Origin of the sequence: Photobacterium sp. GB-1 (assembly GCF_003026165.1) — a bacterium.
Classification (GTDB): Bacteria; Pseudomonadota; Gammaproteobacteria; order Enterobacterales; family Vibrionaceae; genus Photobacterium.
In genome coordinates this window covers 21,393-47,284 of the sequence record NZ_PYOB01000008.1, presented here as the reverse complement: position 1 = coordinate 47,284, position 25,892 = coordinate 21,393, and the positions used below count along the sequence as shown (strand labels likewise).

16 protein-coding genes are annotated in these 25,892 nt (G+C 43.4%); 11 read left to right on the top strand and 5 right to left on the bottom strand.

Annotation, left to right across the window (positions count from 1 at the left end; translation table 11 throughout):
* Positions 1 to 17: 17 nt before the first annotated feature.
* On the bottom strand, positions 18 to 956 hold the full coding sequence (locus tag C9J45_RS10565) for a TIGR01212 family radical SAM protein (protein WP_107290875.1): 939 nt from the start codon (positions 954 to 956) through the stop codon (positions 18 to 20).
* A 647-nt stretch (positions 957 to 1,603) separates the two neighbouring features.
* Here C9J45_RS10565 and gltB (C9J45_RS10560) point away from each other — a divergent pair.
* The 8 genes from gltB (C9J45_RS10560) to C9J45_RS10525 all read left to right on the top strand — a co-directional run bounded on the left by gltB (C9J45_RS10560) (position 1,604) and on the right by C9J45_RS10525 (position 17,331).
* Positions 1,604 to 6,151: a glutamate synthase large subunit gene (gene gltB / locus C9J45_RS10560; protein WP_107292508.1), complete on the top strand. Its 4,548-nt coding sequence runs from the start codon at positions 1,604 to 1,606 to the stop codon at positions 6,149 to 6,151.
* Positions 6,144 to 7,610, top strand: coding sequence for a glutamate synthase subunit beta (locus C9J45_RS10555; protein WP_045083715.1), 1,467 nt, complete (start codon positions 6,144 to 6,146; stop codon positions 7,608 to 7,610). Before gltB (C9J45_RS10560) ends, C9J45_RS10555 begins: the two co-directional genes overlap by 8 nt.
* Positions 7,611 to 7,995: 385 nt before the next feature.
* Positions 7,996 to 12,459 carry a glutamate synthase large subunit gene (gltB, locus tag C9J45_RS10550; protein WP_107208583.1) on the top strand — a complete coding sequence of 1,488 codons (4,464 nt, stop codon included), beginning with the start codon at positions 7,996 to 7,998 and terminating at the stop codon, positions 12,457 to 12,459.
* 14 nt (positions 12,460 to 12,473) lie between these two features.
* A complete protein-coding gene (locus tag C9J45_RS10545; protein ID WP_107246741.1) occupies positions 12,474 to 13,886 on the top strand; it encodes an FAD-dependent oxidoreductase in 1,413 nt (470 codons plus the stop codon).
* Between the two features lie 165 nt (positions 13,887 to 14,051).
* Positions 14,052 to 14,750, top strand: coding sequence for a 5'-methylthioadenosine/S-adenosylhomocysteine nucleosidase (mtnN, locus tag C9J45_RS10540; RefSeq protein WP_107246758.1), 699 nt, complete (start codon positions 14,052 to 14,054; stop codon positions 14,748 to 14,750).
* Between the two features lie 72 nt (positions 14,751 to 14,822).
* Positions 14,823 to 15,779 (top strand): cobalamin biosynthesis family protein, encoded by a 957-nt coding sequence (locus tag C9J45_RS10535; RefSeq protein ID WP_107246742.1) that lies wholly within the window; start codon positions 14,823 to 14,825, stop codon positions 15,777 to 15,779.
* A complete protein-coding gene (gene btuF, locus C9J45_RS10530) occupies positions 15,779 to 16,621 on the top strand; it encodes a vitamin B12 ABC transporter substrate-binding protein BtuF (protein WP_107292507.1) in 843 nt (280 codons plus the stop codon). The genes C9J45_RS10535 and btuF overlap by 1 nt, the downstream gene beginning before the upstream one ends.
* A gap of 98 nt (positions 16,622 to 16,719) precedes the next feature.
* Positions 16,720 to 17,331: a trimeric intracellular cation channel family protein gene (locus tag C9J45_RS10525; RefSeq protein WP_045083709.1), complete on the top strand. Its 612-nt coding sequence runs from the start codon at positions 16,720 to 16,722 to the stop codon at positions 17,329 to 17,331.
* A gap of 53 nt (positions 17,332 to 17,384) precedes the next feature.
* Here C9J45_RS10525 and C9J45_RS10520 read toward each other — a convergent pair whose 3' ends face one another.
* Together C9J45_RS10520 and tyrS are read right to left on the bottom strand one after the other, a co-directional pair.
* Positions 17,385 to 18,005, bottom strand: a complete 621-nt coding sequence (locus tag C9J45_RS10520; RefSeq protein WP_107208587.1) for a DedA family protein — start codon at positions 18,003 to 18,005, stop codon at positions 17,385 to 17,387.
* Between the two features lie 212 nt (positions 18,006 to 18,217).
* Complete coding sequence (tyrS, locus tag C9J45_RS10515) at positions 18,218 to 19,405, bottom strand: tyrosine--tRNA ligase (protein WP_107208588.1); 1,188 nt, start codon at positions 19,403 to 19,405, stop codon at positions 18,218 to 18,220.
* A gap of 210 nt (positions 19,406 to 19,615) precedes the next feature.
* Between tyrS and C9J45_RS10510 the strand changes: the two genes are divergently transcribed.
* Positions 19,616 to 20,836: a peptidoglycan DD-metalloendopeptidase family protein gene (locus C9J45_RS10510; protein ID WP_233217685.1), complete on the top strand. Its 1,221-nt coding sequence runs from the start codon at positions 19,616 to 19,618 to the stop codon at positions 20,834 to 20,836.
* 79 nt (positions 20,837 to 20,915) lie between these two features.
* Here the strand turns inward: C9J45_RS10510 and erpA are convergent, their stop codons facing one another.
* Together erpA and clcA are read right to left on the bottom strand one after the other, a co-directional pair.
* The gene (gene erpA, locus C9J45_RS10505) at positions 20,916 to 21,257 is read right to left on the bottom strand and encodes an iron-sulfur cluster insertion protein ErpA (protein WP_107208590.1); all 342 of its coding nucleotides are present in this window, start codon (positions 21,255 to 21,257) and stop codon (positions 20,916 to 20,918) included.
* Between the two features lie 61 nt (positions 21,258 to 21,318).
* Positions 21,319 to 22,722 (bottom strand): H(+)/Cl(-) exchange transporter ClcA, encoded by a 1,404-nt coding sequence (gene clcA, locus C9J45_RS10500; RefSeq protein WP_107208591.1) that lies wholly within the window; start codon positions 22,720 to 22,722, stop codon positions 21,319 to 21,321.
* Between the two features lie 325 nt (positions 22,723 to 23,047).
* Between clcA and hemL the strand changes: the two genes are divergently transcribed.
* Both hemL and C9J45_RS10490 read left to right on the top strand, forming a co-directional pair.
* Positions 23,048 to 24,358, top strand: a complete 1,311-nt coding sequence (hemL, locus tag C9J45_RS10495) for a glutamate-1-semialdehyde 2,1-aminomutase (RefSeq protein WP_107292506.1) — start codon at positions 23,048 to 23,050, stop codon at positions 24,356 to 24,358.
* Positions 24,359 to 24,705: 347 nt separating this feature from the next.
* Complete coding sequence (locus C9J45_RS10490; protein WP_107208593.1) at positions 24,706 to 25,791, top strand: AI-2E family transporter; 1,086 nt, start codon at positions 24,706 to 24,708, stop codon at positions 25,789 to 25,791.
* Positions 25,792 to 25,892: the final 101 nt, after the last annotated feature.

Here is a 25,892-nt window from a genome sequence, read left to right as displayed (position 1 = left end):
AGGCTTTGTTTTGTATTCTATTTTAATTGTGGGCGTTGATATACAAAAGCGTCATTAATTAGACTCCCTTGCCCACCATAAGTATCTAAGTTACGTCCAATTTCAGTCATCGCTAACCAGCGGTTTTCACACCACATTGGTGCCAGTAAGGTTGGCCTACGTGCCGCGGCTGAAACCCGATGATAAATCACATCAGCAGGAGTTAATCGGATCATTTCGCTCGCAATGTTGGTGTACTCTTCAAGGCTAATAGGGTCTAAACGTTCGGCTTTATATGCTTGCCCCATTTTACTGCCTTCAACTATGTGTAGTGGATGCAATTTTATCCCATCCACGCCTACCGCCACCACTTTACTGATCGTATCAAGGTTATCTTGTTTGGTGTCACCTGGCAGCCCAACAATTAAATGAGTGCAAACCTTGATCCCTAATGCCCGTGCACGTTGAGTGATAGCGGCATAACATGCAAAATCATGACCTCGGTTAATCCGCTTTAATGTCTTTTCATTTGCCGTTTGTAAACCTAATTCTAACCAAATCTCATAGCCTTGTTGTACATAATCAGACAGTAGTGCTAATACCGCATCAGGCACACAATCAGGTCGAGTTCCCACACATAACCCTACAATATCCGTCGTTTTTAACGCCTCTTCATACATTTTCTTTAGCGTTTGAACTTCAGCATAAGTACTGGTGTAAGCCTGAAAATAAGCTAAATAACGTTTTGCACGATGAATTTCATCGGCACGCTCTGCTAATTGCTGTTTAATAGGTAAAAACTGAGTCTTTTCATCTGCAAAAGAGGCCACATTACAAAATGTGCACCCTCCCCGACCAATCGTTCCATCACGATTAGGACAGCTAAAACCGCCATGCAAAGTTAACTTATGGACTTTTTCACCATAACGGCGCTGTAAGTCTTGACCAAATGTATTAACGAGTTCGTGCAGTTGCATTGCTTTACCTGATTGCAAATAAATAGCTGTAAACACCGCGATGAATAGCGAGCAATATTAAAAAGAGTCGCAAGATAGCATCAATTACAAGTAATAAATTTGTGCTAAAACAAACAAAGCCCTTTCCTTTACTCAACAAAAAAGACACTTAATCGTAAATAAAATACAAAAAAGTTTCCCTAACTACGTATTGTTGCCTTTTTGTAAACAATCGATCACCAAACGTTTTTTGCATTTAAACGCAATTGCGAATAATTATCGTCGTTAAAAAGCCTTTTTCATGTTTAACAATGCAACAAAACAGCAATATTATGATAGCTAAATGTTAATTTTTATTGGTAATTAATGTATCAAAATTGTAGGATAGTTACACTTGTGTGCAATTTCTGAACAATAAAAGCGATGCCATCACCCTACTGTAAAGTGATTTGTGTCGCCCTTTCTCAAGAAATACAGTGTGTTCGTTCATAGCAAAACGAAACAACAAAATTAAGTTTGCCAATACAGGACGATTTTATCTTTGTGCAGACACTCAATCATGTTGGGTAGAACAGGATAGTTCATTTCAATACCGCAGGATTGTGACAATAAATTAGGGATAACCAAGCCTTAGGAATATGGCTTGATGCAACTGGAAGGATGTATCTATGACAGATCAAGAGCTGAACGATCAGGGACTTTATGTGCCTGAAATGGAGCACGATGCCTGTGGTATCGGCTTTGTCGCCCACCTAAAAAACCGTAAGTCTCACCAGATTGTTACTCAGGCTCTCGATATGCTAGCGCGTATGGAGCACCGTGGCGGTCAAGGTTGTGATCCATGCAGTGGTGATGGTGCAGGCATTTTGCTGCAAAAGCCCCACGAGTTCTTATTAGAAGAAACACTGACACTCGGTATTAAATTACCCGCCTTCGATAAATATGGCGTTGGTGTTGTGCTATTTCCAAAAGATGAGCATAAACGCCAGCAATGTCGTGAGATCTTAGAGCGTAACGCTAAACGCCTTGATCTTGAAGTGATCGGCTACCGTGTACTTCCAGTTGACAACTCAATGATCGGTGAAGATCCATTGAGCACAGAACCACAATTTGAGCATGTCTTCATCACTGGTGGCGCAAACTTAGATCCAGCCGTACTAGAGCGTAAACTTTATGTTTTACGTAACTATACTGTACGTGTTTGTCTGGAAAGTGTTTCGAACATTGGCGATGACTTCTATATCAACTCTCTGTCATACAAAACTTTGGTTTACAAAGGCCAATTAACTACAGAGCAAGTACCTCAGTACTTCCTTGATCTACAAAATCCAACGATGGTGACCGCACTTGCATTAGTTCACTCTCGTTTCTCAACCAACACCTTCCCACGTTGGCGCTTAGCACAACCTTTCCGTTACATTGCTCACAACGGTGAAATCAATACCGTTCGTGGTAACTTGAACTGGATGAAAGCCCGTGAAGCGATTCTTGAGTCTGATTTATTTAGTCAGCAAGAAATCGATATGCTACTGCCGATTTGTCAGGAAGGTAGCTCAGATTCATCTAACTTCGATATGGCACTAGAGTTACTTGTGCTTTCTGGTCGTAGTTTGCCACACGCTTTAATGATGCTTATCCCTGAAGCGTGGCAAGAAAACAAAAACATGGATCCTAAGCGTCGTGCTTTCTACCAGTACCACGCCAATATCATGGAACCATGGGATGGCCCAGCCTCTGTTTGTTTCACCGATGGTGTTCAAGTAGGTGCAACACTGGACCGTAACGGCCTACGTCCATCACGTTATACTGTGACTAAAGATGACTTCCTTGTGATGGCATCTGAATCAGGCGTGGTTGAAATTGAGCCTGAAAACGTCCAATTCCGTGGTCGTCTACAACCGGGTCGTATCTTCGTTGCTGATCTAGAGCAAGGTCGTATTATTTCTGATGAAGAAGTAAAAGACAGCATTGCGACAGCACAACCGTATGAGCAATGGGTTAAAGACAATCTATTAAGCCTAAAGACGCTTCCTGAAGCTGATAATATGCATCATCAGCCAACACCTGAGCGCTTACTGCATCATCAACAAGCGTTTGGTGTGAGCTCAGAAGAAGTGAATGACATTATTGTTCCACTGGCAAAAACAGGTTATGAGCCATTAAGCGCGATGGGTGCAGATTGGCCGCTAGCCGTGCTTTCTCATCAATCCCAGCATTTATCAAACTACTTTAAACAGCTATTTGCACAGGTGACTAACCCGCCAATCGATCCAATTCGTGAGCGTATGGTTATGTCATTGAATACTTACCTCGGTAAGGATCAAAACCTGCTAGCTGAAACACCTGCGCATTGCCAAAAAGTTGAACTTGAATCTCCTGTTCTTTCTAATGCTGAACTTGAGAAAATCCGTGAGATTGATAATGAACATCTTCAATCGAAAACATTGGATATTGTCTTTAATGCAAGTGGCGAACCAGGCAAGCTAGAACGTGCACTTAAACGTATTTGTCAGTATTCAGAAGATGCAGTCGTTGATGGTTATTCAATCATCATTCTAACTGACCGTGCAGTTAATTCTAACCATGCGGCTATTCCTGCAATGCTGGCTGTTGGCGCGGTTCACCACCACCTGATCCGCAAAGGTCTTCGTGCGAAGTGTGACATCGTAGTTGAAACCGGTGATGCACGTGAAACCCACCATTTTGCAACCCTAGTTGGTTACGGTGCTAACGCAGTTAACCCATATCTAGTCACTGAAACACTGGTTGATTTACAACGCAAGCGTAAACTGGATCCTGAATTACCGACAGACACTCTATTTGATAACTACCGTAAAGGGGTTAACGGTGGTCTGCTTAAAATCTTCTCTAAGATGGGTATTTCAACGCTACAGTCATACCACGGCGCACAAATTTTTGAAGCGCTTGGTATCAGTAAATCTGTGGTTGATAAGTACTTCACCGGTACTGTAACGCGTATTCAAGGTCTAACGATTGATGATATCGCGCAAGAAGTCTTAGTCCGTCATCGTGTTGGTTACCCTACTCGTGAAATCCCAGTACAAGTACTTGATGTTGGTGGTGTATATCAGTGGAAGCAACGTGGTGAGAAACACTTGTTTAACCCTGAAACCATTTCACTACTGCAACAATCAACCCGTGAAAAAGATTACGCGCAATTTAAGCAATATGCGAAAGCGGTTGATGATCAAGGTGATAACGCTGCAACACTGCGTAGCCAACTTGATTTCATCAAAAACCCTGCAGGCTCTATTCCACTCGAAGAAGTAGAACCAATCGAGAATATCCTTAAGCGTTTTGCCACAGGTGCAATGAGCTTTGGTTCGATTTCTTACGAAGCGCACTCAACACTGGCTGTTGCGATGAACCGCATCGGCGCAAAATCTAACTCAGGTGAAGGTGGTGAAGATCCAATTCGCTTTGAGAAGAAAGACAACGGTGATTGGGAACGTTCTGCTATCAAGCAGGTGGCATCAGGTCGTTTTGGTGTAACCTCTTACTATCTAACTAACGCTGATGAGCTGCAAATCAAAATGGCTCAAGGTGCGAAACCCGGTGAAGGTGGTCAGCTTCCAGGTGATAAAGTCGATGACTGGATTGGCGCAACACGCCACTCAACACCAGGGGTTGGCTTAATTTCTCCACCGCCTCACCATGATATTTACTCAATCGAAGATTTAGCCCAGCTGATCTACGATTTGAAAAATGCTAACCGCGCAGGTCGTGTCAACGTTAAACTGGTATCAGAAGCCGGTGTAGGTACGATTGCATCAGGCGTTGCTAAAGCCAAAGCCGATGTTGTTCTTATTGCAGGTTTTGATGGCGGTACAGGTGCATCACCAATGTCATCTATTCGCCACACAGGTCTACCGTGGGAATTAGGTCTAGCAGAAACGCACCAGACGCTACTGAAGAATGGTTTACGTAACCGTATCGTTGTTCAGTCTGATGGTCAGATGAAAACACCACGTGACCTTGCTATCGCCACTCTTCTGGGTGCTGAAGAATGGGGCGTAGCAACAGCTGCACTGGTTGTTGAAGGCTGTATCATGATGCGTAAGTGTCACAAGAATACTTGTCCTGTTGGTATCGCAACACAGAACAAAACATTACGTGAACGCTTTGATGGTCGCGTAGAAGACGTTGTGACTTTCTTCCAATACATGGCAGAAGGTTTACGTGAAGTAATGGCAGAGCTTGGCTTCCGCACTATTGAAGAAATGGTAGGGCAATCTCACAAGCTGAAAGTCCGTGATAATGTCAGTCACTGGAAATACAAGAACCTCGATCTTAGCCCTGTACTTTACGTTGAAAAGCCACGTGCTGAAGATGGTATTTACAACCAACGTCCCCAAGATCATGGTTTGGATAACGTACTAGACCGTCAATTGATTGAACTTGCACAGCCAGCACTGACGGAAGGTAAAGCAGTCAACGCTGAGTTGCCTATCATCAACACCGATCGAAGTGCAGGTACTATGCTGTCGAATGAAATTTCGAAAGTATACAAAGATAGCGGCTTACCACAGCCGATGAACGTGAAGTTCTTTGGTTCAGCAGGTCAAAGCTTCGGGGCATTCCTTGCTAAAGGCGTGAAATTTGAAGTTGAAGGCGATGCGAACGATTACTGGGGTAAAGGCCTATCAGGCGGTACGCTAGTACTTTACCCTGATGCGAAATCTGACATCGTTGCTGAAGATAACATCGTTGTGGGTAACGTGTGTTTCTACGGTGCAACCTCTGGTGAATCTTATATTCGCGGTCTTGCTGGCGAGCGTTTCTGTGTTCGTAACTCAGGCGCACAAGTTGTGGTTGAAGGTGTCGGTGACCACGGTTGTGAGTACATGACAGGTGGTGTTGCCGTTATCCTGGGTCAAACAGGTCGTAACTTTGCTGCTGGTATGAGTGGTGGTGTTGCTTATGTTTGGGATCAGTTCGATGACTTTGAAACCAAATTAAACCCAGAGTTAGTCGATTTAGATCCAATCGAAAAAGAAGACCAAGAATTATTACTAAATATGCTAACGAAGCACGTAGCATTGACTGGTAGTACGGTTGCAGAGCTTTTCCTATCTAACTTCGAAGCTAACTTGAAGAAGATGGTGAAAGTTATGCCAAGGGATTACAAAGCCGTATTACTAAAGCGTAAAGCTGAAGCTCAAGACAAGGAAGCGTTGGAGGCAATCAATGGGTAAGCCAACAGGATTTTTAGAATTTGGCCGTGAATTGCCAAAAAAATTGGACCCGAGTGTTCGTATTCAAGATAACAAAGAATTCGTTTTAAACGATGAATTTGGTGACAAGATCAATGAACAGTCATCACGCTGCATGGATTGTGGTGTACCGTTCTGCCATAACTCTTGTCCAATTGGGAATATTATTCCTGAATTTAATGATGCGGTTTACCGCGATAGCTGGGAAGAAGCGTGGAACATCCTAAGTTCAACGAATAATTTCCCAGAATTTACTGGTCGTGTGTGTCCTGCCCCTTGTGAAAGTGGCTGTGTGTTAGGTATCAACCAAGATCCCATCACGATTTGTAATATCGAGAAAACAATTGTTGAAACAGCTTATCGTGAAGGTTATGCCAAGCCTAAAACACCACGTTCTCGAACCGGTAAAACCATTGCAATTATCGGTTCAGGCCCTGCGGGCTTATCAGCAGCAGAGCAGCTAAACAGCGCAGGTCACACCGTGACAGTGTTTGAGCGTGATGAAAAAGTCGGTGGTCTACTTCGCTTTGGTATTCCTGACTTTAAGCTAGGTATGGATATCATAGATCGTAAGATCAACCTAATGGCAGAAGCTGGCGTTAAATTTGAAGTTAATGCGCACATTGGTGTCGATATCAATGCTAAGCAATTACGCCAAGACTTTGATGTCGTGCTACTTACAGGCGGCTCAACCGTTCCTCGTAACCTGCCAATCCCAGGTCGTGAACTAAATGGCGTACACTTTGCGATGGAATTTCTTGCGCAAAATAACCGTCGTGCCAACGATATGGATTTAAAAACCGAAGAAATCCATGCCAAAGGTAAACATGTAGTGGTTATTGGTGGCGGTGATACAGGTTCTGACTGTGTGGGTACATCAAATCGTCACGGTGCTGCAAGTATTACTCAAGTTGAGATCATGCCTGTTCCACCTGAAAAGCGTCCAGCTAATCAGCCATGGCCGTCATACCCAATGATCATGAAAACATCAACGTCACATGAAGAAGGTTGTGATCGTTACTGGAACATCTTAACCAAAGAGTTTATCTCTGATGATAACGGTAATGTGAAAGGCTTACGTATTGCTGATATCGTTTGGCAAGAAGCAAAACCAGGCGAGCGCCCAGGATTTGATGAAGTTGAAGGTTCAGAGCGTGTGATTGCCTGTGATCTTGCTTTCTTAGCGATGGGCTTCTTACACCCAGAACCAACAGGCGTTCTCGCTCAACTTGATATCGCATTAGATGAGCGTGGTAATGTTGCAACTGAAGATTTCGCGACTAACCAAGCCGGTGTATTTGCAGCTGGTGATATGCGTACAGGCCAATCATTGGTTGTACGTTGTATTAACGAAGGTCGAGAGTCTGCTCGTGCAGTTGACGCTTACCTTATGGGTAATACAAACCTTGAAGCAAAAGCTGATTCATTAATGCTTTCTTAACTTCTACGTAAAGTTAATCTTTAATGCAAAGCCAGCTCAAATGAGCTGGCTTTTTTACTGTTATAACTCTCAATATTCAATGTTAGCCTCAACATTTCCCCACACATCCCTGAAAACCTATACTTAATTATTAATATTAAGACTTTAATTACGCCCTTCCAATCAGGATAAACACTTGCTACTCACTATATTTAATTGAACTTTAAGATGTTATTACTATTTTAAGATACATCATAATATTTAGCGCTAGTTGTTATGTCTATTTGACCTTTTTGTAAATTATGGGTACTTTGATGAATCGCAGGAAGCATACTGATGATCAGGATGATTATCATATTGATGCAGTAAACCTGTTTATGACAAACAGGTGCAAGGGAGAGTTGCAATGTCACTGTATAACCCATCACTGGAAAAAGATAACTGTGGGTTTGGTCTGATTGCCCATATCGAAGGCCAAACCAGCCACAAACTTGTTCGTACCGCTATATCCGCACTAGATCGCATGACTCACCGTGGTGGTATCGCCGCTGACGGTAAAACAGGTGATGGCTGTGGTCTATTGATTAAAAAACCAGATAATTTCTACCGTATTATTGCTGATGAAAAAGGCTGGAACCTATCCCGTGAATTTGCCGTAGGACAAATTTTCTTAAGCCAAGATCCGGTACTTGCCGAGCAAGCTCGAACTATTATTAATGAAGAGCTGGCAACAGAAACATTATCGGTAGTAGGTTGGCGTGAAGTGCCTGTAAATCCTGCCGTTCTCGGGCCTATTGCTCAAGAATCCCTACCTAATATTGAGCAAGTCTTTATCAATGCCCCTGCAGGTTGGAAGCCTCGCGATATTGATCGCCGCCTCTACATTGCTCGTCGTCGTATTGAAAAGCGTATTACCGAAGATAGTGATTTCTACATTTGTAGCCTTTCAACTCAAGTGATTGTCTACAAAGGCTTATTCATGCCATCGGATCTACCTAAATTCTACTTAGATTTAGGCGACATTCGATTAGAATCGTCGATTTGTCTATTCCACCAGCGTTTCTCAACCAATACTCAGCCACGCTGGCCGTTGGCTCAGCCTTTCCGCTATCTAGCCCATAATGGTGAAATCAATACCATCACAGGTAACCGCCAATGGGCACGAGCACGAGGCTATAAATTTAGCTCCCCATTGCTGCCAGATTTAAAAACAGCTGCACCATTTGTTAACGAAACAGGCTCTGATTCCTCTAGCCTTGATAACATGCTAGAGCTATTTTTATCAGGTGGTATGGATCTATTCCGTGCCATGCGCATGCTTGTTCCACCAGCTTGGCAAAACCACCCTGATATGGATCCAGCACTGCGTGCTTTTTACGATTTTAACTCGATGCACATGGAACCATGGGATGGCCCTGCTGGTATCGTAATGTCTGATGGACGTTATGCTGCTTGTAACCTTGACCGAAACGGCCTTCGTCCAGCCCGTTATGTGATCACCAAAGATAAATTAATCACCCTAGCGTCTGAAGTCGGCATTTGGGATTACACCCCAGATGAGGTCGCTGAAAAAGGGCGTGTTGGTCCCGGTGAATTATTAGTTATTGATACAAAGTTTGGCAAAATTTGGCATTCATCAGATATCGATAACGAGCTAATGGGACGCCATCCTTATAAAGCATGGATGGATAGTCACGTTAAACGCTTAACCCCCTTTGAACAATTAGGGGATGAGCAAGTAGGTTGCCGATCGCTCACTGATGACGAACTGTCGGTTTATCACAAGCAATTTGGGGTAAGCAGTGAAGAGCTAGATCAAGTACTGCGTGTTGTAGGTGAAAATGGCCAAGAAGCCACTGGCTCTATGGGTGATGATGCGCCAATGGCGGTATTGTCATCAAAAGAACGACCGATCACCGATTACTTCCGTCAAATGTTTGCACAGGTCACTAACCCACCTATCGATCCACTGCGTGAAAAGCATGTCATGTCACTCGCTACCTGTATTGGTCGCGAAATTAACGTGTTCTGTGAAACCGATAGCCATGCACAACGTGTGGCGTTTGGATCGCCAGTGTTAGTGTATTCTGATCTTGTTCAATTACTTGAGTTAGATGATCAATATTATGCCAACAGCATTATTGATATTAACTACAATCCAAATGAAAAAGATCTCAAACAAGCACTAATAGATCTATGCGATGAAGCTGAACGTGTCGTAAAAGATGGTGCTGTACTGGTTGTTTTATCAGATCGCGGGATCAATAAAGATAAATTGCCAATTCCTGCTGCAATGGCTGTGGGTGCGGTGCAAAAACGTTTGGTTGATAATAACCTACGTTGTGACACTAACATCGTGGTTGAAACAGCAACCGCTCGCGATCCTCACCAATTTGCCGTCCTTCTCGGCTTTGGTGCTACCGCTATCTACCCTTACCTTGCTTATGAATCACTAGGTAAGTTGATCGATGCGGGGGCAATTAATAAGTCTTACCGTGAAGTGATGAGTAATTACCAAAACGGCATGAATAAAGGTCTATTTAAGATCATGTCGAAGATGGGGATCTCGACCATTGCTTCATACCGCTGCTCAATGCTATTTGAAGCTGTCGGTTTAAGTGATGAAGTCGTTGAGCTTTGCTTTAAAGGTGTTTCGAGCCGTATTGCAGGCGCTGACTTTAGTGACTTCCAACAAGATCTCTTTAACTTATCGCGTAAAGCATGGTTGAAACGTAAACCGATTGAACATGGCGGTTTACTGAAATACGTTCACGGTGGTGAATTCCATGCTTATAACCCTGATGTTGTCGGCACACTACAAAAAGCGGTGAAATCAGGCGATTATCAAGATTACTTAGCCTTTGCTAAAGAAGTGAATGAGCGCCCAGTAGCTGCTATTCGTGACTTGTTTAAGCTAAAAGATGGCACAACATCGATTCCGGTTGAACAGGTTGAAGCTGCGACTGAGCTTTATAAGCGTTTTGACTCAGCCGCAATGTCGATTGGTGCATTAAGCCCAGAAGCGCACGAAGCATTAGCTATCGCCATGAACCGTTTAGGCGGTTGTTCAAACTCCGGTGAAGGCGGTGAAGATCCTCGTCGTTTTGGTAACGAACGTAACTCACGGATTAAACAGGTGGCTTCAGGTCGATTTGGCGTGACTCCACACTACCTTGTGAATGCGGATGTTATTCAGATCAAAGTAGCACAAGGAGCGAAACCAGGGGAAGGTGGTCAACTACCCGGCCATAAAGTGACAACCGAAATCGCAAAACTGCGTTATGCGGTACCGGGTGTTACCCTGATCTCACCACCACCTCACCATGATATTTATTCGATTGAAGATTTAGCTCAGCTGATCTTCGATTTAAAACAAGTTAACCCAAGTGCCATGGTATCGGTCAAACTGGTATCAGAACCTGGGGTTGGCACCATCGCAACGGGTGTGGCTAAAGCCTATGCTGATTTGATCACCATTTCAGGTTATGACGGCGGGACCGGTGCAAGTCCACTAACATCGGTGAAATATGCCGGTAGCCCATGGGAGCTTGGTCTTGCTGAAACTCAACAGGCACTCGTGAGCAATGGCTTACGTCACAAAATCCGTCTGCAAGTCGATGGTGGTTTGAAAACCGGCCTTGATGTTGTAAAAGCGGCAATTTTAGGTGCAGAAAGCTTCGGTTTTGGTACCGCACCAATGGTTGCTCTAGGTTGTAAATACCTGCGTATTTGTCACCTTAATAACTGTGCGACAGGTGTCGCGACTCAAGATGAAAAACTGCGTCGTGATTTCTTTAAAGGCTTGCCTGAACAAGTCATGAATTACTTCATCGGTGTTGGCCAAGAAGTACGTGAACTATTAGCGCAATTAGGTGTAGAAAAGCTCACTGACCTGATTGGTCGTACTGACCTTCTTGAAACATTGGAAGGCTTTACAGCGAAACAAGCCAAGCTTGATTTAAGCCCTATTTTGGTTGCCCCAACACCGAAAGAAGGGAAAACACTGTACTGCAGCGAGCCTAACACACCATTTGATAACGCAGAGCTAAGCCAGACTTTAGTCGATCAAATCTTACCTGCGATTGAAAGTCGTAGCGGTGGTGATTTCTACTTTGACATCTGTAACACCGACCGCTCTATTGGCGCACGTCTATCTGGTGAAATCGCCCAGCGTTATGGCAACCAAGGTATGTCAGCAAGTCCAGTAACACTGCACTTAACCGGTACTGCGGGTCAGTCTTTCGGGGTGTGGAATGCAGGCGGTTTAAACCTGAAATTAACAGGTGATGCAAACGACTATGTGGGTAAAGGTATGACGGGCGGCATCATTACTATTCGTCCACCACAAGGTTCTGCATTTAAATCAAGTGAAGCGACCATCATTGGTAATACTTGTTTGTATGGCGCAACGGGCGGTAAGTTATTTGCTGCAGGTAAAGCGGGCGAGCGTTTTGCTGTGCGTAACTCTGGCACCATTACCGTTGTAGAAGGTGCAGGTGATAACGCATGTGAATATATGACTGGCGGTATCGTAGCTATTTTAGGTAAAACAGGCGTTAACTTTGGCGCAGGTATGACGGGCGGTTTTGCTTATATTCTTGATGAAGATGGCGATTTCGCAGGACGCGTGAACCCTGAACTAGTTGAAGCATTACCTCTTGATGAGCTACAAATCCACCAAGAACATTTACGTGGTTTAATCGACCGTCACCTACAAGAAACAGGTTCAAGTCGAGCACAAGAAATTTTGGCGAACTTTGATCAATGGATCCCGAAATTCTATCTTGCGAAGCCGAAGTCAGCAGACATTAATACCCTGCTGGGTCACCAAAGTCGTTCAGCTTCTGAACTACGTCTTCAGGCGCAATAAGGGAGGGAAACCGAATGAGCCAGAATGTTTACCAATTTATTGACGTCGAACGTATCGACCCACCAAAGAAACCGCTAAATGTACGTAAAATTGAGTTCGTTGAAATCTACGAACCGTTTACCAAACAGCAGGCAGGTGCGCAGGCGGATCGTTGTTTAGATTGTGGTAACCCTTACTGTGAATGGAAATGTCCTGTTCATAACTACATTCCTCAATGGCTAAAACTGGCTAATGAGGGACGTATTATTGAAGCGGTTGAGCTATCTCACCAAACCAACACCTTACCGGAAGTATGTGGCCGTGTTTGTCCTCAAGACAGGCTATGTGAAGGTTCTTGTACCTTAAACGAAGACTTTGGTGCGGTGACAATTGGTAATGTTGAAAAATACATTACCGATAAAGCCTTTGAGATGGGCTGGAAACCTGACATGTCAGGGGTCGAGTGGACAGATAAAAAAGTTGCGATCATCGGTGCAGGCCCTGCCGGATTATCTTGTGCTGATATTCTTGTGCGTAACGGCGTAAAACCCGTGGTATTTGACCGCTACCCTGAAATTGGTGGCTTGCTGACCTTTGGTATCCCATCATTCAAGCTTGAAAAAGATGTAATGGTTAACCGTCGTAAAATCTTTACTGAAATGGGGGTTGAGTTTCAGCTCAATACTGAAATCGGTAAAGACGTCACGATGGAATCGCTACTGGCTGACTACGATGCGGTGTTCTTAGGTGTCGGCACGTATAAAAACATGCGTGCAGGATTGGAAAATGAAGACGCAACAGGCGTCTATGACGCATTGCCATTTTTGATTTCTAATACCTATAAGGTAATGGAACTAGAAAGTCCATCGACATTCTTAGATATGAAAGATCAACGCGTGGTCGTACTCGGTGGTGGTGATACCGCGATGGACTGTGTCCGTACTTCTATCCGCCAAGGTGCAAAAGATGTGGTGTGTGCTTATCGTCGTGATGAAGCCAATATGCCGGGTTCAAAACGTGAGGTGAAAAATGCCCGCGAGGAAGGCGTAAACTTTATGTTTAACCTTCAGCCATTAGGTATTGAAGTGGATGATTCAGGCAAAGTAACTGGCGTTAAAGTTGTGAAAACAGCGCTAGGTGAACCAGACAGCGCTGGACGTCGTCGCCCTGAGCCAGTCTCAGGTAGTGAGCACGTATTAGGTGCCGATGCTGTGATCATGGCGTTTGGTTTCCAACCTCATGCGATGCCATGGCTGACACCATATGATGTTGAACTGGATCAATGGGGACGGATCAAAACCTCATTCGATGCACACTTTGCCTATCAAACCACAAACCCGAAAATCTTTGCCGGTGGTGATGCGGTTCGTGGTTCAGATTTAGTGGTAACCGCCATTGATGAAGGCCGTAAAGCCGCTGATGGCATACTGGATTATCTCAACGTCTAAATACGTTAATTAAACAAACTAAAGCGGATGGGCAACCTTCCGCTTTTTTTTATTGTTCAAAAATTAGCGCTCGATAACTTTTGGTATAAATTCTATCGCTCATGGTACACTAATCAACACAACAGCACCCTCGGTGCACCGCTTGAACAACAAGAGAACGAATCAATGAAAATCGGCATTATTGGCGCAATGGAGCAAGAAGTTGCGATCCTAAAAGCACAACTAGAAAACTGCGAAACACACAACAAAGCAGGTTGTACTCTCTACACAGGTACGCTAAATGGTGCGGATGTTGTCTTGTTACAATCTGGTATTGGTAAAGTTGCAGCAGCAGTAGGCACAGCCGTATTACTTGAAACGTTCCAACCTGATGTTGTGATCAATACAGGCTCTGCTGGCGGTTTTGAATCAAGCCTTAATGTTGGTGATGTTGTGATCTCAACGGAAGTTCGCTACCACGACGCAGACGTGACAGCATTTGGTTATGAGATCGGTCAAATGGCACAGCAGCCAGCCGCTTTCCTCTCTGACGAAAAACTGATGGATGTAGCAGAGCAAGCACTATCTGCTTTACCTAAAAAGCCACACGCTGTTCGCGGTCTGATCTGTACTGGCGATGCATTTGTATGTAGCGCTGAAAAACAAAACTTCATTCGCACTCACTTCCCATCAGTCGTTGCTGTTGAAATGGAAGCTGCGGCTATTGCTCAAGCTTGTCACCAATTCAAAGTCCCCTTTGTTGTGGTTCGTGCCATTTCTGATGTTGCAGATAAAGAATCGCCAATGAGCTTTGATGAGTTCCTGCCACTTGCAGCAAAAAGCTCATCAATCATGGTTGAGAAAATGGTTGAGTTACTTAAGTAACCTCATTGTAGTAACTAATTTAAGTGGCCTTGCTTCGCATCTAGCCTAAAACGAGAATAGCTGTCACGGATGATGGAATCACTTGTTGCGTTACTCACAACTAATAGCTCCCTACTCGCTTTGTGGGGAGCGTTATTATTGCATTGGGTTTTACCCATTCCTTACCCGCTTCACCCCATTGTTATTTGGCAACGTCTCGCACTGCTCATTGCAGAGCGTGTTAATCACCCGAAAGAAAATCCCTCTCAACGTATTCTCGCAGGCTCACTTGCTTGGTTTTTAATGTCAGGCACGGTACTGATCTTATTGTTCGCTTTTAGCCAACTGGTTTGGTATCAAACGATTTTCCAAATGACCCTATTGTGGATGGCAATAGACTGGCAAACATCGGCTAAATTAGGCAAACAATTTAACCAAGCCTATAACCTTGAACACAAAGGCAGATGCCGTGAGTTATTAGCCGATCACGTTAATCGTAATACTGAAAATTTATCATTACTTGGACTAGGTAAAGCGGGTGCTGAAACCCTATTACTTGGTTACGGCCGTAATGTCATTGGCGTCTTATTCTGGTATGCCATTGGTGGTGGTATTGCGGCGATTATGTATCGTTTAGCGATTAGCCTTGCGCGATCTTGGTCACCAAGCCGTGAACAGTTCCGCTTTTTTGGTTTGCCCGCGATTCGCATCGCACTTATTTTAGATATTGTGCCGCTTCGCCTGTTTGCGCTATTAATTACCCTTGGCCAAAATGCCAAAAATGCTTTTCATGGTTTAATGCAGCAAGGTGAAAATTGGCCGCTACCAGGGCCGGGTTGGTTATTAGCCGCAACCGGACACAAACTGTCTTTATCCCTTGGCGGCCCCGCGATGTACAACCAAGTGAAAATGGAACGACCGCGTATCGGAGGGAAAATTGCCCCCGCATCGTTACACCTTGCACAAATTCAGCAATTAATGACAAGTCGTTTATGGTGTTGGATCATTATCGAAAGCGGCTTACTGATTACTTTTCACGGACTAGCTTAATGCGCTTCCTACTTCTCATTGCGGTTCTATTCCCATTCACCTCAACCTTTGCAGAACAATCACAGTCTGTTCAACGCATTATTAGCTTATCGCCACACATGACAGAGCTGGCTTATAGTGCGGGCTTGGGGGATAAACTAATTGCCGCCAGTGATTACAGTGACTACCCAGATCAGGCGAAAAAATTAGAACGTGTTGCCAATTATCGCGGCATTAAAATGGAACGAATTCTTACTTTAAAGCCTGATTTAATTTTGGCGTGGAAAGGAGGGAACCCTAGTCGTGAAATGGCTCGCTTACAACAACTTGGGATTAATATCTTTTATTCAAATCCAACGCAATTAACCGATATTGCAGATACGATTATCAAACTAGGTAAATTTGCTGATGATCCAAGTCAATCGATTAATGCAGCTGCAACATTTAGAACACAACTCGCCAAAATTAAAGCACGCTATCAACACGCGCCTCCAGTACGTTACTTTTATCAATTAAGTGATAGCCCTATGTTGACGATTTCAGATGGCAACTGGCCGAGTCCTGTCTTTGATATTTGCGGTGGAGAAAATATTTTTGCCACCAGCACCGCGGCATACCCACAAGTCAATCAAGAGCAAGTTGTTGTTCGCCAACCCAGCGTCATTTTCGGTTCACGTCATGCAACGTCAAAAGAAAATAGCCCATGGTTAAAGTGGCAAGGTAAACTCCCTGCGGTTGATAATCATCAGCTTTATCAACTCAATAGCGATTGGTTAAACCGCCCCACGCTTCGCACTCTTAAAGCCGTAAAGCAAGTGTGTCAACTACTGGATAATGAAAGAAAAGCCTCACCTTTGCTGTGAATAACCTCACTAAAGATGGATTTTATAGTTGTACCTAGCCATTTAGGCAGTACAATCGCCTGCCTACTTTCCCCCTTTTCTATTAAATAGGGATAAACATGCTCATCTATATTCTCGATATGTTTGGTACTGCAATCTTTGCAGCCTCGGGAGTACTCATGGCAGGACGATTACGCATGGATCCTTTTGGCGTTGTCGTGCTAGCTAGCGTAACAGCTATTGGTGGCGGCACTATTCGTGATATGGCATTAGGTGCTACCCCTGTGTTTTGGATCAAAGATACCAATTACTTATGGGTGATTTTTATTACCTGTATTATCACGATGCTCGCAACTCAACGCCCTAAACGGATGCCATGGTATTTTCTTCCTGTCGCTGATGCGATTGGATTAGCAGTCTTTGTGGCTATCGGTGTCGAAAAATCATTACGTTATGGCGCATCGCCAATGGTCGCTGTGATCATGGGTGTGATAACAGGCTGTGGCGGCGGCGTGATCCGAGATGTACTCGGACGTGAGATCCCAATGGTATTACGTACAGAGGTTTATGCAACAGCCTGTATTCTAGGCGGTATGGTACACACCATAGGCTTATCTTTAGGTGTACTGCCTTCTGTTGCTGCAGTGATCGGTATCTTTACCACACTCACCATAAGACTCGCAGCCATTAAGTGGAATCTGTCTCTGCCTATTTTTGCACTGCGTAATTAACAAAAAAACCGCCAACACTGGCGGTTTTTTAATCCGAAACAAACAAGGTTATCTTATTCTTCAATCGAGGTTTTACGGCGTTTGAATCGACGGATAAGCCACCATCCAAGTATACAAGCAAGTACAACGACGACAGACCAACATTGCATCTGATATTTATGATAGAAGGCTAAAATAGGCCCTAATTCGTCATGTAAATAAGCAGGAGCCACGCCAAATACCAATAGCCAGATCGTGACCGCTAAGAAGTTACCTAATAAGAAAAGTTGCACTGGCATTTGCGCAATACCACAGCCAATGCACATGAACTGTTTAATGCCTTCAACAAAACGACTGATCACAAGCCCTAGCATGCCATAGCGGTCAATAAACTGATGTAACTTGGTCAGCGTTCGCGGTTTAATCCATTCTTTCTTCGTTAAGATATGACCAAATTGGCGTCCAATAAAGTAGCCAATACTGTTACCAATAAAGCTACTTGCCCAAGCAACGGATAGCACCATAGGTAACGACATTTTACCTGACGATGCCAATAAACTCGCGACGATCAATAACGACTGACCAGGCGCTGGGATCCCCATACCTTCAACAGCAATTGCCAATGCTAAAATATAGTACCCGTATTGCTGCAGTAGCGGGGTGAGATCAGTAATAATATGTTGAATCGATTCCATAGCCAGTCGATATAAAAATGAAGAGTAATCTTTTATAGTAGCTTGTCTCTCTTCGTCGGCATAATGATCAAAGCTAGAAAGTAAGCTTTCATAAACCATTAAACATTAAGATTTAAAGCCAAGTTATTATTAATTAAGACTATTTGACAGATATAAAAAAAGGACGCAAATGCATCCTTTCATATTTGAATAACGCTGCGAGAGCAATGTGATTATTTAATCATCACACGAGCAAATTTACGTTTACCGACTTGGAAAACATAATTGCCAGCAGCCAGTACCAGTTTCGTGTCTTCTACTTTCTCACCATCTTGCTTCACAGCGCCTTGACGGATCATACGCATTGCATCAGACGTTGAGTTAACCAGTGCTGCTTCTTTTAATAAATTCGCAATAGGAAGACCGGCTTCGAATTCAAACTCAGGCATTTCATCAGGTAGGTTACCTTTTTGGAAACGACTGATGAATTCTTGCAATGCCGCTTCTGCCGCTTCTTCTGAATGGAAACGTGCAATGATCTCTTTTGCTAGTAAGAACTTCACATCACGTGGGTTTTTACCGGCATCAACATCGGCTTTAAACTGAGCAATTTCATCCATTGGACGGAATGAAAGCAATTCAAAGTAGCTCCACATCAGATCGTCAGAAATAGACATGATCTTACCAAACATATCGCTTGGCGCATCGGCAACACCAATGTAGTTGTGCGCAGATTTAGACATTTTCTTCACGCCATCTAAACCCACCAGCAATGGCATCGTCAGTACAACCTGTGGTTTTTGACCGTGCGATTTTTGTAACTCACGACCCATTAGCAAGTTGAACTTCTGATCAGTACCGCCTAGTTCTACATCTGTTTCCATTGCGACTGAATCGTAACCTTGAAGTAATGGATACATAAATTCATGGATCGCGATTGGACGATTCTCGCCGTAACGCTTTTTAAAATCGTCACGCTCTAGCATACGAGCAACGGTTTGATTAGACGCTAAACGGATCATTCCTTCTGCACCTAACTCTGATAACCATGTCGAGTTAAACGCAATCGTGGTTTTGGCAGGATCAAGGATCTTAAATACCTGCTCTTTATATGTTTCCGCATTGCGTAATACATCTTCACGCGTTAGTGGCGGACGTGTCGTGTTCTTACCGGTAGGATCGCCGACCATACCAGTAAAATCACCAATCAAGAAAGTGACTTCATGGCCTAATTCCTGAAAAGTACGCAACTTATTAAGAATAACCGTGTGTCCAAGATGGATGTCTGGTGCCGTAGGATCGGCACCTAATTTTATACGTAATGGACGGTTTTCTTTTAGCTTTGCTATTAGCTCTGCTTCTGGGATAAGTTCTTCAACCCCACGTTTTATCTCAATAAGTGCTTGTTCAATGCTGGCCATTCTTGTTCGCTCCCACAAAATTGGCAAAAATAATAAGCCGACTATCTTACTTGAATAGCAGGCTTTTTTGAAACCAGTTAGACTGAAGGCCGTTTATTTTTTCGGAATATATGTGAAAAATTTAGTATGAAAGGAACTTCATCACCTCGATTTCCACGGAAGAACCTCTTTTTTATCATATTGATCAGCATAGCTATGCTGGGGCTTGCAATGATACCGAGTTCCCAGCAAGAAACCGCTTCTCATGTTGAGCGTAAATTTAAAATTGGCAAACCTTACCCTATTGATATTGCAACCGCTTCAGCGACACCTCTTTCAGGTAAAGATAAAACAGATGAGCTTATATGGAAAAAGCACGTTATTGAAAGTGGTGAAAGTTTAGCTATCGCTTTTGATAACATCGGCTTAGATGGAAAAATACTACATTCCCTTATCAATACCGATGCCAATACCAAACAATTGGAAAGACTTCGTCCAGGTAATATCCTTCAATTTGGCTTTAATAAAGAAGGAAAATTAGTTGAGCTTCGCCAACCTCGTAATCATTTAGAAACCTTGATTGTGCGCCACGATGGCAGCACCTTTAGCAGTGAGATGGATAAAAAGGAAATTGAAACGCATATCAATTTCTCTCATGCCACCATTAAAACCAGTTTTTGGAGTGCCGCAGATAAAGCAGGATTAACGGCCAATCAGATCATGGAAATTGCCGCGCTATTTGGTTGGGATATTGATTTTGCTCTCGATATTAGAGCGGGTGATAAATTTGAAGTGTTATTTGAACAGCACTATTTAGATGGTTATCCAGTCGATCGCGGTGAGATTTTAGCCGCAACCTTTACCAATATGGGGCAAACTTTTACCGCAGTTCGCAATAACGACGGTAAATATTACGATAAAGACGGGCTAGCCATGCGTAAAGCGTTCTTGCGCTCTCCTGTCAACTTCCGCTATGTAAGTTCAAATTTTAATCCGCGTCGTCTCCACCCCGTTACAGGAAAAGTAAAGCCGCACCGAGGCACTGATTATGTTGCTCCTGTTGGCACACCTATTTGGGCGGCAGGTGATGGGGTTGTATTAGAATCAGCGTATAACAAATACAATGGTAACTACGTTTTTATCAAACATAGCGCTAAATATGTCACCAAATACCTGCATTTAACTAAGCGTATGGTCAAAAAAGGGCAACGAGTAAAACAGGGAGATACTGTCGGTACTTTAGGCGGTACTGGTCGCGTCACAGGCCCACACCTACACTATGAATTCTTGGTTAATGGTCAGCATAAAAACCCTCGTACGGTAGATTTACCGCAAGCCAATTCATTATCAGGCAACGAGCAAGTAACGTTTAAAAAGCAAGCTAAACAACAACTTGATCATATTCAGCAATTGGGCAAACTGGTCGTTAATAATGACATATTATTAAACTAAGCCATTGTTTATATACAAAAAAGCCGACAATCAATATTTGTCGGCTTTTATTTAACTCAATGATTATCGAGTTAACATTTTAAACACTAAATGATGCGCCACAACCACAAGTCGTTGTTGCATTTGGGTTGTTAACAAAGAAACGCGAACCTTCTAGACCTTCAGTGTAGTCAACTGTACCACCCATTAGGTACTGGAGACTCATAGGATCAACCACTAGCGTTACACCGCCATTTTCAATGGTCATATCACCATCATTTACTTTTTCATCAAAAGTAAAACCATATTGAAAGCCACTACAACCACCACCAGTGATGTAAACACGTAGCTTTAGATTCGGGTTTTCTTCTTCAGCGATCAGTGTTTTTACTTTATTCGCTGCAACATCAGAAAAAGTTAGCGGCAAATTAGCATCGCTCATTACAAAACCTCTCACACACTTCCGTTAATTACGCTGATTATCCAATACCTGACTATGTTGTTCAAGTATTAGGCTCACTTGTTGGAGAATCATGGCGTAAACGCTCTTTTTTAATTGTTCGGTGTAGCAACTGCGAATAAATCGGTTGTCCGCCTAACATCTGAGCAAGCATAGTCGCACCGAGAGTGGTAACAATCAATGGTAAAATAAGGTGATAGTTGTTGGTCATTTCAATAACCAGCAAAATCCCCGTAATTGGTGCGCGCACCGTTGCAGCAAAAAGCGCCCCCATACCAGCGATTGCAAATAGTCCTGGATCAATGCCTAAATCAGGATAAATGCCTTGTGTGATCATGCCATAGAAAGTGCCAAACAATGTCCCTAACGCCAACATTGGGGCAAAAATACCGCCCGGTGCACCGGAGCCAAAACACAGTAATGTTGTTGCAATACGAGCAAAGAACAACAGCATTAACATACCAAGGCCGTAATCACCGTTAGTCGCGTGAGGGATAAGGAAAATACCGCCACCGGTTAATTCTGGGAAATACAATAGAAGTAAACCGAAGCAGCCACCAATTAAAGCACCAGTGATAAGGTAACGCTTACGCTCATTACGGTGAATTTTAACAAAACTATCTAACGCAAAAATAATCATCCGATTAAATAGGACACCGAAACCACCAAATAGCATCCCTAACACTAAGAATAACCATAATGATTTCAGTGCAGGAGCATCATATTGCGGCATAGATATAACCGCTTCTTGGCCACGTAAAAGACGAAATACGATATTTGACATCACCGCAGAGATCATTACGCATTTCACCGAAATTAAACTGTAACGAAACTGCGGACGCATCTCTTCAAGTACAAACATGATCCCCGCCATCGGGGCATTAAATGCTGCTGCTAAACCACCAGCGGCACCTGCTGCAAGTAAAGAGTGTCGACCTTCTTTATCTTTTAAACGGAAAATATCAGAGATCATTCGTCCAATATTACCGCCCATTTGTACCGTAGGACCTTCACGACCCAGTACCATACCCGAGCCTAACGCACCTAAACCACCGAAAAATTTAACTGGGATCACGCGCCACCAGCGAACAGGACGCATTTCTTCCATCGCACCTTCAATTTCAGGAATACCAGAACCACCAGCTTCAGGGGCAAAACGACTAACAAGGTAATAACCAACAAAGGCAAGAAAAGCACTGACAATAAATGCTGCGAGCCACAAAGGAAGTACACTGGTTATTTCATCACGTAACCACTCTGTACGCTGATCCGTTACCCAGTTGACACCAATTTCAAACAAGGTTCCGACTAAGCCCGCTAAAATGCCGACAAGAGCTGATAAAAATAGAACAGAGACTGGCGTTTTATCACGAGTAAGCAGTTGCCTTACAAAAACGCGAGGTTGAAGATGAGGAGGCATGTGGATCCCGTGCGTTTTATCAGTCATTTTTCGGCCGTATTGTCAAAAGATTGCATATAGGATGCAGGGAGGATAAATGAAACTATTGATTTTAGAAGAGTAATCTAAGATGGGCGTTTATTATACTGCTAATGTTGAAAAATAGCTTTGCAACTGTGACTTATACTGCAGTATTGCTGTAATTAATTGTTCAATACACGCAAATAACCACCATAAATCGCCCTCCCTAAATTGCATCCTTTTAGGTACAATGGACTAATAACAATCTACACACTTCTCTGGCCTACAATCTCTAGGACAGAAAACGATCTGGATTGGATCTACGCCTGATTATTTTATATAGGACCTCATAATGAGCAAAACGAGCAAATCGGCTGATTTATTTGCCAAAGCAAAACAAAAAATTCCAGGTGGTGTTAACTCTCCAGTGAGAGCGTTCGCTGGTGTTGGTGGCACACCAATCTTTATTGAGCGTGCCGATGGCGCTTATATTTTTGATGCTGATGGTAATGCATACATCGATTTCGTTGGCTCTTGGGGTCCAATGATCTTAGGCCATAACCATGCAGCGATTCGTGATGCGGTGATCGATGCAGCGCAACAAGGTTTAAGTTTTGGTGCGCCAACGGCAATGGAAATCACCATGGCTGATCTGGTATCAAAACTAGTACCATCGATGGAAATGGTACGCATGGTAAGCTCAGGTACTGAAGCAACCATGAGCGCTATTCGTCTGGCACGCGGGTTTACTGGTCGCGATAAGATCTTAAAATTTGAAGGTTGTTACCACGGTCACGCCGATTGTCTACTCGTTAAAGCAGGCTCTGGCGCATTAACCCTAGGTCAACCAAGCTCACCAGGTGTACCTGCAGATTTTGCAAAACATACTCTAACAGCAACCTATAACGATCTAGATTCTGTCCGTGAAGCGTTTGCAGCTCACCCAGAAGAGATTGCTTGTATTATCGTTGAGCCTGTTGCGGGTAACATGAACTGCATTCCACCTGTACCTGGCTTCCTTGAAGGGCTACGCGACATCTGTGATGAATTTGGCGCGCTATTAATTCTAGATGAAGTAATGACAGGCTTCCGCGTATCAGAAGGTGGTGCTCAAGGCTATTACAACATTAAACCAGACCTTACAACACTAGGTAAAATCATCGGCGGCGGTATGCCAGTCGGCGCATTCGGTGGCCGTCGTGAAGTGATGGAATTTGTTGCACCAACAGGTCCTGTCTACCAAGCGGGTACGCTATCAGGCAACCCTGTTGCAATGGCAGCAGGCCATGCCTGTTTAAGCGTGTTAACTGAAGACGGTAATGAAAAACGCCTTGCTCATACCACTAAACGTCTTGCTGATGGCTTTAAAGCATTAGCAGATAAGCATGGTGTTCCACTGGCCATTAATCAAGTAGGTGCGATGTTTGGCTTCTTCTTTACTGAGCAAGAAACTGTAACGTGCTACGAAGATGTAACCAAGTGCGATGTCGAGCGTTTCAAGCGTTTCTTTAATTTAATGCTAGAAAAAGGGGTATATCTTGCACCGTCTGCATATGAAGCATGCTTCACCTCACTAGCACACACAGATCAAATCATTGATGCAACACTTGAAGCGGCTGATTTTGCTTTTGCAACGCTTGCTCATGAAAACAGCCCTGAATAATTCAGAAAGCTGAAATAAATAAAAATAAAAAAGGTCACAATGAGTGACCTTTTTTTATGACATTATTTTAGTATCTAAAACACAGAAATTGTATTTAACTATAGCCACCGCTCAAGGCTAAGGTTATTGCCAAAAATATAACGCAAGCAGTACCATGATGACTAAAATAATTAGTGCAATCGGTGGTCTGCGCTTTTTTTTGTCATCACAGCCACAATTACAACATCCCATAAGCCATCTCCGCGATAAAGGGTATAATCGATAAGTTATAGCGACAATGATTATAATGATAATCTTTATCAATAACAGCAGTAATGAAGACGCTTATTAATTAAAGGAAACATACAGTGCCACAGCCATTTAAAATCGAGCCACGCCATTGGCTCCTTATTATTGCTTTATTTGTTGCTGCATTTGCCAGTTACAAACTCATTGAACCTTATTTAGGGCCGATTGTTCTGGCCTTTATTATTTCATTACTCTTTGCACCACTACATAAACGTTTATTAGCGTTAATGCCAACCCGTGCAAATACTGCTGCAATGTTATCTTGCTTTGTGCTTACCGTCATTATTGTGATCCCGTTGCTTGTGGTGTTTTCATCCATTGTTCATCAAGGTACAACCGTTTCTAAAGAAAGTTATCAATGGATCACATCCGGCGGTCCGAAAGAACTATTTGCTCACCCTTACGCTCAAAAAGTACTGTTCTATATAGATAAATACTCACCGTTCCATGATTTTGATCCTCAGGTCATCATTCAGAAAATTGCAACCACAGCATCTCAAGTCGGCTCTCAAGCAATCAACATTAGTGCACGTATTCTTGGAGACGCCACTAGCATATTAGTAAACTTTATGATGATGCTATTTGTCCTATTCTTCCTGCTACGTGATAACGACAAGATGATTGCCGCGATCCGCCATGTGATCCCACTGTCTCGCAGTCAAGAAGATGCAATTATGGAAGAAGTTGAACAAGTCGCAAAATCTGCCGTACTTGGATCATTCCTAACCGCTGTCGCGCAAGGCTTAGCCGGTGGTTTTGCAATGTGGCTATGCGGATTCCCAGGGCTGTTCTGGGGCTCAATGATGGCTTTTGCTTCATTAATCCCTGTCGTAGGTACCGCACTTATCTGGCTACCTGCATCTCTATACTTACTGTTAGTCGGTCAATGGGAATGGGCATTATTCTTAGCGGGCTGGGGAGTGCTTGTCGTAGGTTCAATCGATAACGTTGTCCGTCCATTGCTGATGCAAGGCAGTTCAAGCATGAATACCCTACTGATCTTCTTCTCAATCATTGGGGGTATCCAATTATTTGGTTTGATCGGTATGATTTACGGTCCCATCATTTTTGGTGTAACACTCGTGTTATTTAAAATGTATGAAGTTGAATTTAAAGACTTCTTAGAACAACAAGATTCTCACTAACCTATCATTACAATGCCGCCTCTATTCTAGGGCGGCATTTTTCTTCTATTCAATCTTCCTCTCTACTGCTGATTTCTTTTCAACGGCACATAATTATGGAA

Excerpts from the sequence above, each read along its gene's own strand:
- C9J45_RS10565 (WP_107290875.1), bottom strand. The coding sequence starts at position 956 with ATGCAACTGCACGAACTCGTTAATACATTTGGTCAAGACTTACAGCGC.
- gltB (WP_107292508.1), top strand. The coding sequence starts at position 1,604 with ATGACAGATCAAGAGCTGAACGATCAGGGACTTTATGTGCCTGAAATG.
- C9J45_RS10555 (WP_045083715.1), top strand. The coding sequence starts at position 6,144 with ATGGGTAAGCCAACAGGATTTTTAGAATTTGGCCGTGAATTGCCAAAA.
- gltB (WP_107208583.1), top strand. The coding sequence starts at position 7,996 with ATGTCACTGTATAACCCATCACTGGAAAAAGATAACTGTGGGTTTGGT.
- C9J45_RS10545 (WP_107246741.1), top strand. The coding sequence starts at position 12,474 with ATGAGCCAGAATGTTTACCAATTTATTGACGTCGAACGTATCGACCCA.
- mtnN (WP_107246758.1), top strand. The coding sequence starts at position 14,052 with ATGAAAATCGGCATTATTGGCGCAATGGAGCAAGAAGTTGCGATCCTA.
- C9J45_RS10535 (WP_107246742.1), top strand. The coding sequence starts at position 14,823 with ATGGAATCACTTGTTGCGTTACTCACAACTAATAGCTCCCTACTCGCT.
- btuF (WP_107292507.1), top strand. The coding sequence starts at position 15,779 with ATGCGCTTCCTACTTCTCATTGCGGTTCTATTCCCATTCACCTCAACC.
- C9J45_RS10525 (WP_045083709.1), top strand. The coding sequence starts at position 16,720 with ATGCTCATCTATATTCTCGATATGTTTGGTACTGCAATCTTTGCAGCC.
- C9J45_RS10520 (WP_107208587.1), bottom strand. The coding sequence starts at position 18,005 with ATGGAATCGATTCAACATATTATTACTGATCTCACCCCGCTACTGCAG.
- tyrS (WP_107208588.1), bottom strand. The coding sequence starts at position 19,405 with ATGGCCAGCATTGAACAAGCACTTATTGAGATAAAACGTGGGGTTGAA.
- C9J45_RS10510 (WP_233217685.1), top strand. The coding sequence starts at position 19,616 with ATGATACCGAGTTCCCAGCAAGAAACCGCTTCTCATGTTGAGCGTAAA.
- erpA (WP_107208590.1), bottom strand. The coding sequence starts at position 21,257 with ATGAGCGATGCTAATTTGCCGCTAACTTTTTCTGATGTTGCAGCGAAT.
- clcA (WP_107208591.1), bottom strand. The coding sequence starts at position 22,722 with ATGACTGATAAAACGCACGGGATCCACATGCCTCCTCATCTTCAACCT.
- hemL (WP_107292506.1), top strand. The coding sequence starts at position 23,048 with ATGAGCAAAACGAGCAAATCGGCTGATTTATTTGCCAAAGCAAAACAA.